Below are 13,830 nucleotides of genomic sequence, written 5' to 3'. Positions count from 1 at the left end.
AAAATGATAGTTATAGTTAATTTTTGTTACTATTTATAATAAATCAATGCAAATATTGTTTAATTGTAAGAATTTCTAGAAATTAATGAAAATAAAAACGGTATGTATTTTACATGTTTTTTTATATTGTGAAATAATGATTGAATCTTTTTTATTATGCTATAAAATCATAATTACTATTATTGCTATTGCAAATAGTGTAAAAAATTTAATAACAAATGTAAGAAATATTTAAGGAGAAAATCATGATGTATTTATCAGCAATTCGCGCCCAAGCAAGAACTTTTTTAGGCAAATTCATTAAAAGCGAACAGGGCGTTACAGCAATTGAATACGCAATCGTCGCAGCGGGTGTTGCAGCTGTTGTACTAGTTGTCTTTGGATCTGGAGGTCCTGTAGAATCTATGTTAAATAGTGTATTTGATAAGTTGAAGACCAGAATGTCTACTTTAATTAGTTCACAAGCACCAACAACAAGTAGTTAACCTGCAGCGTAGTTTTAGAAAAGTGGCAAACTTAAGATTGGGTTGCATTGCAACTAACGCTTAAGTTATTTAAAAATGGCGTGTTATATCGCTTTTTTATAAGAATGAGAGTTACTGGTAGTAATAACAGTAACTCTTTGTTAGCATAAAAAAACAATGAAATAAATACAAATGGCTAGTGAAGAAACTAAGGTTCCTGATGAATGGAATAAAGTTCGTGATTTGGTTTTTCAAGTCATTGATCTAGATTTAATTGAACAACTAAAAAATGAACCTAATAAAATCCTGCGCGAAATTCAAACTATAATCAGAGATATTGTCAATTCAGGCAATGCTTATATTACCGCCGATGAGTCAAATATGTTGGCGGGTATGATTTGTGATGAAATTATTGGTTATGGTCCAATTGATTCATTGATGAAAGATGAATCGGTTAATGATATTTTAGTTAATGGCCCTTTCAGCATTTATGTTGAACGTGGTGGTATTCTTAGCAAAACCGATAAGTTTTTTATTAGCGAGCGCCAACTGCTTGATATTGCAAGGCGGTTAGTGAATAAAGTTGGTAAAAATATTGATGAAGCACATCCTTTAGTCGATTCACGAATGCCCGATGGTAGCCGTCTTAATGTTGTAATCCCGCCTATAGCCATTGATGGCACCTCAATGTCGATTCGTAAATTTGGTACCGGCCGCCGAACATTTCACGATTTAATTAAATATGGCTCACTAAATGAAGATATGGCTAATTTTTTAGTCATTGCAGCGCGTTGTCGAATGAATATTATTGTTTCAGGCGGTACTGGTTCCGGTAAAACCACAATGCTAAATGCATTATCAGGCTTTATTGGCGAACATGAACGTACTATTACTCTTGAAGATGCGGCCGAATTAAGGCTACAGCAAGACCATGTGCTTAGGATGGAAACCAAATCAGGCGGTGAAGATGGGCGTGGACGGGTAACAATGCAAAATCTGTTAGTTAATGCACTACGGATGCGGCCAGACCGAATTATTTTAGGGGAGTGTCGTGGTGAAGAGGCTTTTGAAATGCTTCAAGCTATGAATACTGGGCATAACGGCTCAATGTCAACTCTACATGCTAACACAGCTAAAGATGCTTTATCGCGTTTAGAAAGTATGATCATTATGGCTCAGTCCGAATTACCTATTGTGGCAATTCGGCACTATATTGCCTCTTCGGTTAATTTTATTATTCAAGTTTCTCGTTTGCCGGATGGTCAACGTAAAGTAATGAGTATTACCGAAGTTATCGGTTTAGAATCTGAAAATATTGTTACGCATGATGTATTTAAATTTAAAATTCATGACGAAAGAAACGAACAGGGTAAGATTCAAGGTGAATTTGTCTGTAATGGCTTAATAAAGCGATCAGCCCTTTATGAAAGTGCCCAATATTATGATATGTCAGATGTATTAGAAAAACTAATGTTCAACGCAGCAGGTATAAATATATGATATTGATTCTTTCAATTATTCTAATTCTTGTCGGTGCTGTAAATATTTGGACATGGCGACGCAATAGAGAGCGATTACAAGTTTTTTATAATGTTGAAGTTAAAAACACTACCTTGTCTAGTTTGGTTGAAAGCCAACTATCTCAAAGGCAGCAATCATTATGGCAGCGAATTAGCTTTGATTTTAACGTAATGATGCGATCTTATTATAATCTACTTATCATGGGGCAATCTAAAAGTCGGTTGTTTGTTTATATTTTTGTCGGTACGGTTGTGGGGATAATATTAAATGGACAGTATCTTCATTATGATAGTTATACTGTAGCTTTAGTTAGTGGTATTGGCACGGTTGTTATTATGCTTTTTCTTAAAAAAAGAAAGTTGAAAAAAGAATTTTACAATACATTTCCTGAAGCATTAAATACCATTACTGGTATTGTAGCATCGGGTAGTGCCATAACAACAAGCTTTAAAGCCTGTGGCAACTCTATTGAAGGCGTTGTTGGTAAAGCATTAAAGGAAGTAGATAAGCGAATAGAAATTGGTGATAATATTGAAGGAGTTTTAATGAACTCTTATCAACGACTTCCTTTCCCTGAATATTACTTTTTTATTTTAACGGTAATGGTTAACCTTGATAGTGGTGGTGAATTAAAAGAGGTGCTTAGTCGGTTAACAAAAATGTTAACAAACAATCAGGTTTTAGTTAAAACCAGAGACGGTAAAACCGCCGAATTAAGAATGACGATGACAATATTAGGCTGTATGCCCTTTGCTTTTATATTTATACTTAAATTAATTTCACAGACACATTATGATTATTTAATGGATACATCAGTGGGTCGCGGTATTTTGTACTATGTTATAGGCAGTGTGGCTATTGGTTTTATCATTATAAAGGGAATGATTAATAAAATCGTTTAAATTATGACTAGTTTATTAAATATATTAATTCCAATTATTTTAATTTATATTGGCTGCAAAGAGTTAATTGGTTCTTATTTATTAAGTAAAAGAAAACAAAAAATCAGCTTGCTATTAAATAATGAGAATCAAGAAAAAAAAGCACCTAAAAAGCATGTTAACCAAAAAGATGTTGCTTTTGAAAAAATTGCCGCAAAAAATAGTGTAAGCCTTAGTTTTTTGCGCCAATTTCAAGAACAAAATAGTTGGAAGATATATGCTATTATTATCGTGTTTTCACTTTTTTATCTTGCCAATCAGATATTTTCGTTTATTGAACTTAGTTCTAATATATTACTGATTGTGTTATTTGTCATTATTATTGTAGTCATTATTGTGCCTGAAAAGCTAGTAAGAAGACAAACAGCAAAAAGAATAAGAAGAATTTCACAAGACTTACCATTGGTTATTGATATGATGGCTATTATGGTTAAATCGGGCATGACCGTTGAAAATGGTTTTAGGTATTTAAGTACAAGGGTAAAACCAATCAATAAAGATGTGGCAGCTATTTTAGAAAGAGCTTGCTTAATGATGGATGTTAATGGTATTGAACTCTCGATTGATTTAATTCAGCGAGAGGTACCAAGTAAAGAAGTTAGAATGTTTTGTATTACCTTAAAAAGGAGTATTAGCTATGGTAATTCAATTTATGATGCTTTATTAGATTTATCAGCTGAAATGCGAGAAATGCAAAAATTATCTATAGAAGAAAAAATTGCTGCAATTGCAGCCAAAATGACATTACCTATGATGGTGTTTTTTTTAGCGCCTGTTCTTCTTATTGTGGCCGGGCCTGTCGTCATGGATATTATCACATCATTAAGCGAAAGGATGTAGAAACAATGAGCCATTTTTCAATACATTGTAAAGTAAAAAAATTAATAAACACAAAATTTATTATAGTATGTTCAATGCTATTTGTTGTTACTGGATGCCAAAATAGCACCGTTAGATACGATTTAAATGACAAACAAAAAATTTATGTCCATGAAGCAACTAAAAATTATGGTGGTTTAATTGAGCTTTATAAACAACGTTTACAACGTTCTGATAGCGAAGATACTCGATATAAACTTGCTCAAGTCTATTACCTTACTAATGATTTTGAAGCTGCAAAAAGAACATTAATGCCAGTGTTAAAAAAAAGTAGAAATGATAATGTTTTTGTTTTATATGGGCATATTGAGTCTAAAATGCGAAATAATGATACAGCATTAGAATATTTAGACAAAGCTATTGCAATTAACCCAAAAAATGGTGAGGCGTATAATGTAAAAGGTATCGTTTTGTTGAAAAAGAAACAATATGATGCAGCACGTTATTCGTTCAATCTGGCCAGAGACAACTTTTATGACGAAAATAAAGTCACAAATAATTTGGCAATGCTATCAATTTTGAATAAAGACTATAATGAAGCTTATAAATACCTAAATATTTTATATACAAAAGGGTATCGTGATCAAACCATTCTTCATAATTTACTTTACACTTTGGTAAAGTTAAACAAAATACAATTAGCTAAGTCATTTTGTATAAGTCATCGATTATCCCACGATCCAGAAATTTTAATTCAAGAATTAAAACAAATCGAACCAATTGATGCGATTAAATTTAATGAAATCGCGCCAACACAAAGTGAAAGTCAAAAACAGTATACAATTGAAAAAACAGCATTACAAAAAGTATCCAAAACAGATACCGCTATTAAATCTAAAAATGGAACTAATACACAAACTTCTACTAAGTCAGAGGTTAATGCTAAATTAGCGAATATAGCAAAATTAGACACTGAAACCGAAACCGACGTTAAAAAAGGTTCTCAAAAAAATAATCAAGCTAATCAAGCCAATCAGGCAGTAACTAAGTCGACTATTTTAGCCGTTCGCTCCGGTGAACACGGCAAATTCAGTCGAGTCACCTTTGAAACAGTCAGTCCATTGAGCAAAAATCAATACTTGCTTGAGAAGATTTCTCCAACCGAGTTTAAGTTATCGCTTTATGATGTAACGCTTCCAAAAGCGGGAATAAACTATATCATTAATCGAATTGCTCGTAGTGATCGTGATTTTAGCAATGTAACAGGAACTTTAACGGCTGAAAAAACATTAATTTTACAAATAAAAACAAAGCGGAATTCAATAGTGAAGGATTTTGATGCAGGTCCTGATGCTTGTAAAGCAAAGTGCTTTGTATTTGATTTTTATTTAGAAAATAAATAAATGCAACAAAAATAAATATAACATCATATGGAGTTTGCATGAAAGAAAAAAAATTACTAGTTCTGTACGTATTAATGTTATTTGTGGGGCTGGCATTACTGTTTACAAAATCATCGCCTGAACCTGTTACTGAACCATCGGTTCAGCAACAGGTTGCGATTGAGGAACCTAAAAAAGAAGAGCCCAAAAAACAAACTATCACAATAGCTGTTGCAAAACATGATATTAATAAAAATACAATTATAACTAAGGCTGATTACTATTTTAAATCAATTGAAGTTGAAGCAGGAAGCAATGAAGCATCCAAATATATAAATGATGCAATGGCAATTGATGCTTATGTTTCTATAAACAATATTGCTAAAGATACTTTAATAGAAAGTCGGTTTCTTGCCTCGCCTAATTCAGAAGAATACCGACTGCTAGCACTAAAAGATGGAAATTATATGTTTCCGTTCAAAATAGATGAAATTGATTCTTATTTATTAAAAAATCTAAAGGCCGGCGACCTTGTCGATCTTTATGTCTTTTATGCTGACAACGAATTAGCAAACGCTAATAATAAAGGCTATGGTAATGATAGACTTGTTTCTCCTAGTGATAATTTTACTAAAAATCGCATAAAACCAATTATTGTAGGTAAAAAAATTATTTACATTGATCTAAATGAAGGAATTGAATCGAGCTTTCAGAATAGAAAAGAATCGGCTCAAATTCAATTAGAGCTTTCAAATCAAGAAATTAAATTGTTAAGAACACTAATGGCCAACTCTACAGTTATTATGTATCCAAGTACTTATAAAAGGAGTATTGATGATGGATTACGTTTGTTAAATGACAAAGAAAAAAACTGGCCACTAACGGATAAAGCGATTTTTTCAAAAAAGAAAAAACAGCTTAATTTGCTAAAAGGTAACTAAGAATGCTAATAAAAATTAAACCAATTATAAACACAATTAAACAGCTAGTTTGCTTATTATCTATTAGCTTTTCCTCGTTGGTTTTTGCTAATATTCATAACTTACAAATTGGGCAAAGCAAAACAATTGTTTTACCTGAAAATGTAGGTACTGTTTTTATTAGTCAAGACAGCGTAGCTAATTACGAAGTTGTTGATGGTAAATCATTAATTATATATGGTAGATCAAATGGTAGAACTAGTTTACTCGTTTATGATGATGCAAATAATATTATCATTAATGATACTATTAATGTTGATCCGCTTTTATCGCAAATCACACATAGAATAGCGCAAAATTTTCCAAATAGCAGCGTAACAATAGATCGTTATGATAACGGCGGTGCAAATGGTAAATTTGTTTATGTATTAAATGGCACCACGCCAGATACAACAACAAAAGGTAAAATTTTAGCACTTGTGGGGGCATTAGTTGGGCAAAGTGCCGAGCAAACAAAAAGCTCGACGTCATCAGAAGAATTAGGTAGCCCTGATCTTACATTTCAGAATTACACGGTTTATAACAATATTATTGATAATATTAGAGTCATTGAAGAGTATCAAGTTAATGTAAAGTTGACCTTTGTTGAGGTAAGCAAAACATTTACTGATTCGTTGGGTATTGAGTGGCAAAGTTTAACTTTGGATAGTATCAATAATCAAGGTGTTAAGGCAAACAATATTGGCGAATTTACATTATTGGGTCTAAAAAAAGGATTTGATATCCATAATATTACCACAATGATTCGTGCAATAAAAAATGATCGGTTAGCTAAAATTTTAGCACAGCCTAATTTATCTGTATTATCAGGCGAAAGCGCCTCATTTTTAGTTGGTGGTGAAATTCCGATTGTGACAACTAATAAAGAAGGTGATTCTAATGTTACTTATAAAGAGTATGGTATTAAGTTAAATATCAGCACCAAAGTAAATAATGATAAACGTATTAGATTATTTATTAATAACGAAGTAAGTTCGGTAGCAGGTTCGTATGCGTTTAATAACTATAATATTCCAACTTTACAAACACGAAAAACCAGTTCAACTATTGACTTATCTGACGGTGATAGCTTTGTTATTGCGGGATTAATCAATGAACAAGACTCAGAAACATTATCACGCATTCCTTTTGTTAGCGATATACCAATCTTGGGGGCGTTGTCACGCAGTACAACAACAGGTCGTGAAAAGACTGAAATGGTGGTATTTGCAACAGTTAATTTGGTTACACCAAATAATAGTTTTAATGGTGTAGAGCTACCAATTTTAGAACGTACCGATGTAATTAATAGCTTTTTTAATATTAAAAATAATATGGATAAGCAACGACGCAAAACAGTGCCTGTATCTAATGAAAGTGAAAAATTTATTAACGACATGGGTTTTATTGAATAAAAGGCTAGTGAGATTATTATGCAATTATTTGGTAGTAAAAAAGATAATGATACATCAAAAGGCTCATCACAAGAATTTGTGGTTGGGCGTATATCCGGTTTTCAAGTGGCTATTTTAAGTAAAAGAAGTGAGTTGATTGAAAATATTCGTTCTGTGCTTTTTCTTTACAATGTATTAGGGATGGAGATCTTTCCGTTAGAGTTATCTGATTTAAAGGAAGCTCCACACTGGAACAAATATGATGCTATTATTTTAGATATCAAAGATCAAGATAATGCAGAAATTTTATCAGAAAATATTAACCGTTTTTTTCCAATTCAAGCATCAACAATACTCATTGGTAGTCATGATTCGATTAAGTTTTCTGAATTTTTGTTAAAAAAAGGAATTCATTTTTTATTAGAGAATAGTCAATTAGAAAAGATTCCAGATATCTTACATTCAAGGAGTATCACTCCACCAGGTTCAAGCCAAAGAGTAGGTAGCGTTATTGCGTTTTTAGGGTGTAAAGGCGGAATTGGTACCTCATCGTTAGTGGTCCATACGCTAAAAAATATTAGTTCACTAACAAATTATCCTCTTCTTTATATTCAAGGTGCAACAGCAAGTCCTAATGCTGATTTTTTATTTGAAATGCCAATCCCTCAAGATGGTTCATTAGTTGATGTTGAACTCTCGCTGCAAGTAAAAGTCGAGCCAAGTGATACCGCTTGGAAATACGACAATTTAAACTCAGGGCAATTTAATATTACAGTTATTGATCAAAATATGGGATTAGCCTCTTCATTTAAGCACTTTGAAGAGATTATTACCTTGTCTAATATTGTTTTTATTGTAATAAATCGCGATCCCTTTTCGATCAAAACTGCTAAAAAAATGTTAGACGAAATATCTCGCCTTACCACACAAAATACAGATTTCCAAAATAAACGTTTTTTGGTTTGTTTAAATGAAGATGTTCCTTATGATAAAAAAAATGCTTTGCAAGATAGCGATATAGAAGAATTTTTAGGCCGGAATATTGATTTTACACGCAAATTTATCCCAAGTTTGGATAAATTTAAAAAAGCACATAGCAGTAGTGAAATAAAAGAAATAGCTTCAACTATTATAGGTAATAAAAAAATCGAAACAAACAAACAAAAATCACTTTTTTCAATATTAAAGAAAAAGAAAGATTAATCCTTAATATAATAAAATAGAGCAAAATTATGTTGAAATATTGGAAATTATTTTTTCGCCAAAAAAAAGCAAGTGTCTCGCTAGAATTTGCAATTGTTTTTCCTTCGTTAGTTGTTCTATTTTTGTTCGTTCTTGAATTTAGCCGAATTATGTTTATTGGTTCAGCTTTGGATTTAGTGACTACAGAAATAACCAGAAAAACAGCAATTTCGCAACAGTCGAGTTATCAACAACAAATGCAACAATTGATCGCATCAGAATCACTTTTATTTCCCTATATTGCTGATCCACAAAAGTTTACAGTAACAGTAAAATATTGTGAAACAGTCAAGCAGGTAACTGATGGTGGTTGCCAAGCTGCGCTTGCTGATAATACTCAGATACTGTTATTTGAATTGCAGTATAAATATTCAGCCATATTTTCCAAATTGTTTAGTCGTATTCTTGATACCTCTTTGACAAAAAAAACTATCGCCTACCGAGAGTTTAATAAAAATAGTTGATAATTTAAGGAACAAAATAACAATGAAATCTTCGGGCAATTTTTTTCGTAATAAAGATGGTATAATGTCAATAGAATTTGCAGCATGCTTTTTGTGCTTTTCAGCTTTGGTATTTATTATTTATGATGTATATAGTAGCATTATGTTACAAAGCAGATTAGAGCGTGCAAATTATGCGGTAGCTTCGATTTTTCGCGAAAGGTCATCTTTGTATCCAATTATAGATAGCTCAAGTGTTCAGAATACATCTTCATTATGCAGTAATTCTAATTCTTGCTTTCAATCTCATGAACTGTTTAATGAAACTCAAGTAAAAGAACTTAGCCAATTAGCAAGTTCATTATTAGGTGGACGCAATGTGGCTGTAAAAGTAGATGGTTTATTTATTTTTCAAGATGTTAATAACCCTGCAAGTTTAAAAGATGCTGAATTTGTTACGTTAAGTGCTGAATCTTGTCCTTCTGGGGCCTGCAATGATGGCATTAGCAACTATTTTTCTGCATTACCTAATATGGACAATCGTTTAGATGGTTCACTTACTAACTATTCAAAACTCGTTCCATATGTTCCAAGAATTGGTGATTTGGCAAATAAATTAGAAGGGCGTTGGATTCCTCTGTATCGCGTCAGTATGTGTATTGTCAACGAGGAAAGTCTTTATTTAAAATTGGTTAACTCAAACAGAACTGCCTCTGGTTTTTTACCAAATTTATGTAGTAATTTTGTTGTGTTGTCTCGCTGTAATGATATTTTAAATCCTACAGACACAGCTTGCCCAATTTATCATCGCTAACCACACGCATATTAGAGGTCTATATGAGTAATAACAAATCTGAACACAAAAATCATAATAAATCTTTTTTTAAGTGTAATTTAGGTAGTGTGGCTATAAGCTTTGCGATTATGGTTCCTGCTATGCTTGCTTTTATGGTAGTTTCGATAGAACATACCCAAACAATGCGCAATCGTGCTAGGCTTTCTGAAGCAACTAACGAAGCCTCGTTAGCGATTATCGCTTTAAACAATAAAAATATTGATGAAACAGCCATTAAAAATAATCGTTCAATGGCAATGAATTATATCAATTATTTTTCTTCTCAAAAAATTACTGACACGTTGGGCGATGGCGATAGTATTGATGTTGAATATAACAAAAAAGAAAAAGTATATAGTATTAAATATAAACAAAAATTGAATTCCCAAATTACTGATGAACAAACCGGTGAGTCAAAATCTATGTTTGTTACTAATAAATCCGACAGTTACGGGAATACAAAAAAATTTGAACGTTTTGATTCATTTGATATCGCTTTTATTGCCGATTTTTCAGGCTCGGCAACGTGCCAATATAATGACTCAACTTGTAACGATTACTTAGGAACAAATAGCCCACAGCAACGCCTTCAATACATGAAAGCGGCAATCGTTGATATTATTGATAAATTTAAAGGGGATTCTAAATTTGCATTAGTTCCTTATGACATTGGCGTACCGGTTCAGCAAGATACTAAAAACCCAGCAGGCGGAGAAAGCTACGCTTGCTCGGTTATGTATAAAATGAAATCGCCTTATGACAAAATTGATTATAATTTTTGGGCCAATAAAAATATTGCATATTCAAAATGGAGTAATTTAAAAGCAAGTGGAGAGATTAATGACTTTTCATCCTATAACTACTTTACTAAATTTGAGAATACTGTTAATTATTATTTAGATTATTTTAATTATCGTTATTATTCGCAAATTATTGGGCCGGCAAAAGGTCTTAATAATGATCAAGATTTAGTCAATAGCGGATTATGTCGCAATCGAAATCATGTTGATCAGCTTAATATGGGATCGGCAAAATATGCTTGTGGTGAAGATGATCCTAATTACCCATTACATGCTAGAAATGCAAATATCATTAAAACACAATATGGCAATATAGTTCAACTGTATGATTATATGTTTTCAGGGGATTATCCTGATGTGCATTATTCATTTGCCAACACTAAAACAGTCGATGTACAAGGTACAATTGATACCTTATTTAGTGGTATCAATAGTAATACAATAACATTTAATCGACCTATTTCACCAACTGTCGCTGATTTTTCACCGTTTTTGGGAATGTGCCAATCACCTTTATACAATAATAATATTATGAGTAAAGATGTGATTAATATGAACTCTAACTTCCAAAGGTTTAAAGAAACCGCAAAATATATTGGAACATTTAAATCATCCCCTCATTTAGTGCCTTTTAGTGCAGATAAAAATCACAATCTAGATCTACTAAATTATATTAAAAATGGAAACTGGCAACCAGGTGGTGGGACAGATACCATAACTGCTTTATTAAGAGCTGTTCCTGTAATGGCAAAAGGTGAGAGTAATAATAAAATGATCATTATTATTACAGATGGCAAAGATGATGCAGGAGCGGATATTCTTAGAGATAACTTCTTGGATGCAGGTGTTTGTCAGGCAATAACTAGCGGGTTGACCTCATTAGATAATCAAAAAAATGGTTATATTAATAAAGCAGCTAAAACAGCGATGATCCATTATATAAAACTAGATCCACAAGCAGGTAATTCGACAGATGCATACGGAAAATGGTTTACCAAGTGTATGAATGGTAATAAAAAATATGTGCACGAGGCTAATGATTATAAGACATTGTTCGATACAGTGGAAAAAATTATTCAAACAGAAACTGGAAATTTTATTAACAAAAGTGAGTCTAATTAATCAACAATATGATAGGAGCAATTCTAAATGAAACTGATTAAATTAGTTGTGTTGTTTTTATCTTGTTTATCTTTTTCGTTATTTGCCAATGATCGAAGTGATGCTGTAGTGTTTTCAATAAAGTCAGGATTACAGATCCCTATCGCATCTAACTCAGCTTATACTGGTATAACCATTGAAAATGGTGATCTTTGGATTTGGGGATATAGAGATTTAGGCCTACAAGGTAATGGTGTTTATACTGTTTCATCTAGTACGCTTCCTGCCAGAGTGAAAAGTTTTGTTGAAAAAGGACTTAGTATTACATAAGTTGCAACTGAAATTGCTCATATAATTGCATTAGATGATCAAGGTAATGTTTGGGGATGGGGGCAAAATGGCTATCAGGAAGCTGCTAGGGGGAAAATATAGAGGTTATCCAACTTCGCCCGTTTTAGTGTTAGAGAATAAAGATGTTATCATGATTAATTCAGGGTAAGGAACGAGAAGTGCAATTGTTGGAGTTGGTCGTATTCCACAGAACTATTTTAATAATAGACCTGTAGTATTAATAGGGGCTGTTTATGAAAGTGGTTATGCTATTAATGATAATGGCGAAGTTTTTGCGTGGGGGGATGAAGAATCAAATGCATTTGGTTTTGAAAGTATCTCTGCTCACGTTTATGATTTTCAACCGAAGCAAATCACAAATTTACCCGTTGATGGAAAAAATATAGCACAGACAACAGGCGGAAATCGATTCACGACTTTTGTGACATCATCTGCTGACGTTTACTCTATGAGGGCTGCAAATCACATAGGAATTGGTTGTGATTCTAATAGCAATTATAGGTGTGAAAGAGGCATAAAAGATCCTCAATTAATTACGGGGAATGTTAATATGCTATATTGTCGCTATGCAGGGTGTATTGCTACCACAAAAAGCAATAAAATATCAGTATGGGGTGTAACTGCCGGTTCTTTTAACCATATCATATATGAAGCAACCCCAACAATTAAAAGCCATATTGGCAATTTAACAAAAGTTGAAAGTTGATGGAGGTAAAGAAAGCTTGTTATATTGGAATGATGAAGGTAAAGTTTTTGGCGTTGGCTTTCCTGGCACAAATAAATTTCGCTCAGGAACAGGGGCTGTTGATTGGCTAGGAGTAGAATTAAAATTTGTTACAGATGAAATGAAAAAAGTTTATGGTGAAGATTATATTCCAGGGCAAGGTTTCTAATGGTTAGTCAAGAATTAATTAATGATATCATTATTCTGGCGATTTGGCTGTGTTTGTTAGTTTCTTGCTATACGGATTGGAAGTACCGAACAATCTCAAATAAAATCGTCATAATAATATTCATTTTGGCTATTTTAAACTTTTTGTTTGGTCAAGGAGAGCTAAATTATGGCGCATCAGCGATATTTTTAATCTGTGGTTTACTTATGTTTTACTGCCGATTAGCCGGTGCGGGGGATATTAAATTAATTACGGCACTTTTAATAACAATTCCTGTAAGCAGCGTTCTGTTTTTTTTGGTGGTGATTACATTTTTTGGTTTGCCGCTAGCAATCTTTGTAATTATATATAAACGTTTAAAGAAATCTGAAGGCGGTATTACATTACCCTATGGAATTGCAATAAGCGCAAGCTATTTTTTAACATCAATTACACTATTTAAGGTTATATTGTAATAGTAAACTCAATATTCGCCTTAATGATATGTGTATTTTGATAATCAGTATTAGTGTTTCTCATTCTAAAGCAAATGATTGAGAAACATTCCTTTCTTAAATGACATTAACTAACAATACGTTATACCTGAACGATAATTACAGCATATGTAAACCCAACTGACTGTATAAAAAAATAAGTGATTGCTTGGTTATACGCAAATCTTATACACTAATACCACTTTTTGTTT

16 protein-coding genes are annotated in these 13,830 nt (G+C 32.5%); all 16 read left to right on the top strand.

Features of this window, described 5'->3' with window-relative positions:
- Positions 1–245: 245 nt before the first annotated feature.
- Positions 246–485: a Flp family type IVb pilin gene (locus A9G35_RS11165; protein WP_065636926.1), complete on the top strand. Its 240-nt coding sequence runs from the start codon at positions 246–248 to the stop codon at positions 483–485.
- A gap of 171 nt (positions 486–656) precedes the next feature.
- Positions 657–1,964 (top strand): CpaF family protein, encoded by a 1,308-nt coding sequence (locus A9G35_RS11160; protein ID WP_065636925.1) that lies wholly within the window; start codon positions 657–659, stop codon positions 1,962–1,964.
- Positions 1,961–2,887: a type II secretion system F family protein gene (locus A9G35_RS11155; protein WP_065636924.1), complete on the top strand. Its 927-nt coding sequence runs from the start codon at positions 1,961–1,963 to the stop codon at positions 2,885–2,887. Before A9G35_RS11160 ends, A9G35_RS11155 begins: the two co-directional genes overlap by 4 nt.
- Positions 2,888–2,890: 3 nt before the next feature.
- Positions 2,891–3,766 (top strand): type II secretion system F family protein, encoded by an 876-nt coding sequence (locus A9G35_RS11150; protein ID WP_065636923.1) that lies wholly within the window; start codon positions 2,891–2,893, stop codon positions 3,764–3,766.
- A 74-nt stretch (positions 3,767–3,840) separates the two neighbouring features.
- Complete coding sequence (locus A9G35_RS11145) at positions 3,841–5,148, top strand: tetratricopeptide repeat protein (protein WP_176701428.1); 1,308 nt, start codon at positions 3,841–3,843, stop codon at positions 5,146–5,148.
- A 38-nt stretch (positions 5,149–5,186) separates the two neighbouring features.
- On the top strand, positions 5,187–6,068 hold the full coding sequence (locus A9G35_RS11140; RefSeq protein ID WP_065636921.1) for a hypothetical protein: 882 nt from the start codon (positions 5,187–5,189) through the stop codon (positions 6,066–6,068).
- Between the two features lie 2 nt (positions 6,069–6,070).
- On the top strand, positions 6,071–7,501 hold the full coding sequence (locus tag A9G35_RS11135; protein WP_065636920.1) for a type II and III secretion system protein family protein: 1,431 nt from the start codon (positions 6,071–6,073) through the stop codon (positions 7,499–7,501).
- Positions 7,502–7,519: 18 nt separating this feature from the next.
- A complete protein-coding gene (locus A9G35_RS11130) occupies positions 7,520–8,683 on the top strand; it encodes a hypothetical protein (protein ID WP_065636919.1) in 1,164 nt (387 codons plus the stop codon).
- A gap of 29 nt (positions 8,684–8,712) precedes the next feature.
- Positions 8,713–9,186, top strand: a complete 474-nt coding sequence (locus A9G35_RS11125; RefSeq protein ID WP_065636918.1) for a TadE/TadG family type IV pilus assembly protein — start codon at positions 8,713–8,715, stop codon at positions 9,184–9,186.
- Between the two features lie 22 nt (positions 9,187–9,208).
- The gene (gene tadF / locus A9G35_RS11120) at positions 9,209–9,979 is read left to right on the top strand and encodes a tight adherence pilus pseudopilin TadF (protein ID WP_065636917.1); all 771 of its coding nucleotides are present in this window, start codon (positions 9,209–9,211) and stop codon (positions 9,977–9,979) included.
- A gap of 23 nt (positions 9,980–10,002) precedes the next feature.
- Positions 10,003–11,922 carry a TadE/TadG family type IV pilus assembly protein gene (locus A9G35_RS11115; protein WP_065636916.1) on the top strand — a complete coding sequence of 640 codons (1,920 nt, stop codon included), beginning with the start codon at positions 10,003–10,005 and terminating at the stop codon, positions 11,920–11,922.
- Between the two features lie 27 nt (positions 11,923–11,949).
- Entirely contained in the window at positions 11,950–12,231 is a 282-nt protein-coding gene (locus A9G35_RS11110; protein WP_065636915.1) for a hypothetical protein, read from the top strand.
- A gap of 12 nt (positions 12,232–12,243) precedes the next feature.
- On the top strand, positions 12,244–12,333 hold the full coding sequence (locus A9G35_RS14215) for an RCC1-like domain-containing protein (RefSeq protein WP_141673868.1): 90 nt from the start codon (positions 12,244–12,246) through the stop codon (positions 12,331–12,333).
- A 469-nt stretch (positions 12,334–12,802) separates the two neighbouring features.
- Positions 12,803–12,958, top strand: a complete 156-nt coding sequence (locus A9G35_RS13555; protein ID WP_176701427.1) for a hypothetical protein — start codon at positions 12,803–12,805, stop codon at positions 12,956–12,958.
- 16 nt (positions 12,959–12,974) lie between these two features.
- Complete coding sequence (locus A9G35_RS13550) at positions 12,975–13,145, top strand: hypothetical protein (protein ID WP_218057272.1); 171 nt, start codon at positions 12,975–12,977, stop codon at positions 13,143–13,145.
- Positions 13,145–13,600 carry an A24 family peptidase gene (locus A9G35_RS11095; protein ID WP_065636912.1) on the top strand — a complete coding sequence of 152 codons (456 nt, stop codon included), beginning with the start codon at positions 13,145–13,147 and terminating at the stop codon, positions 13,598–13,600. Before A9G35_RS13550 ends, A9G35_RS11095 begins: the two co-directional genes overlap by 1 nt.
- The last annotated feature ends 230 nt before the right edge of the window (positions 13,601–13,830 follow it).

Source organism: Gilliamella sp. Choc5-1, assembly GCF_001690595.1.
In the GTDB taxonomy this organism is placed as follows: domain Bacteria; phylum Pseudomonadota; class Gammaproteobacteria; order Enterobacterales; family Orbaceae; genus Gilliamella; species Gilliamella apicola_M.
Note: the sequence above shows the minus strand (reverse complement) of the source record. Positions and strands in the feature narration are given on the sequence as shown.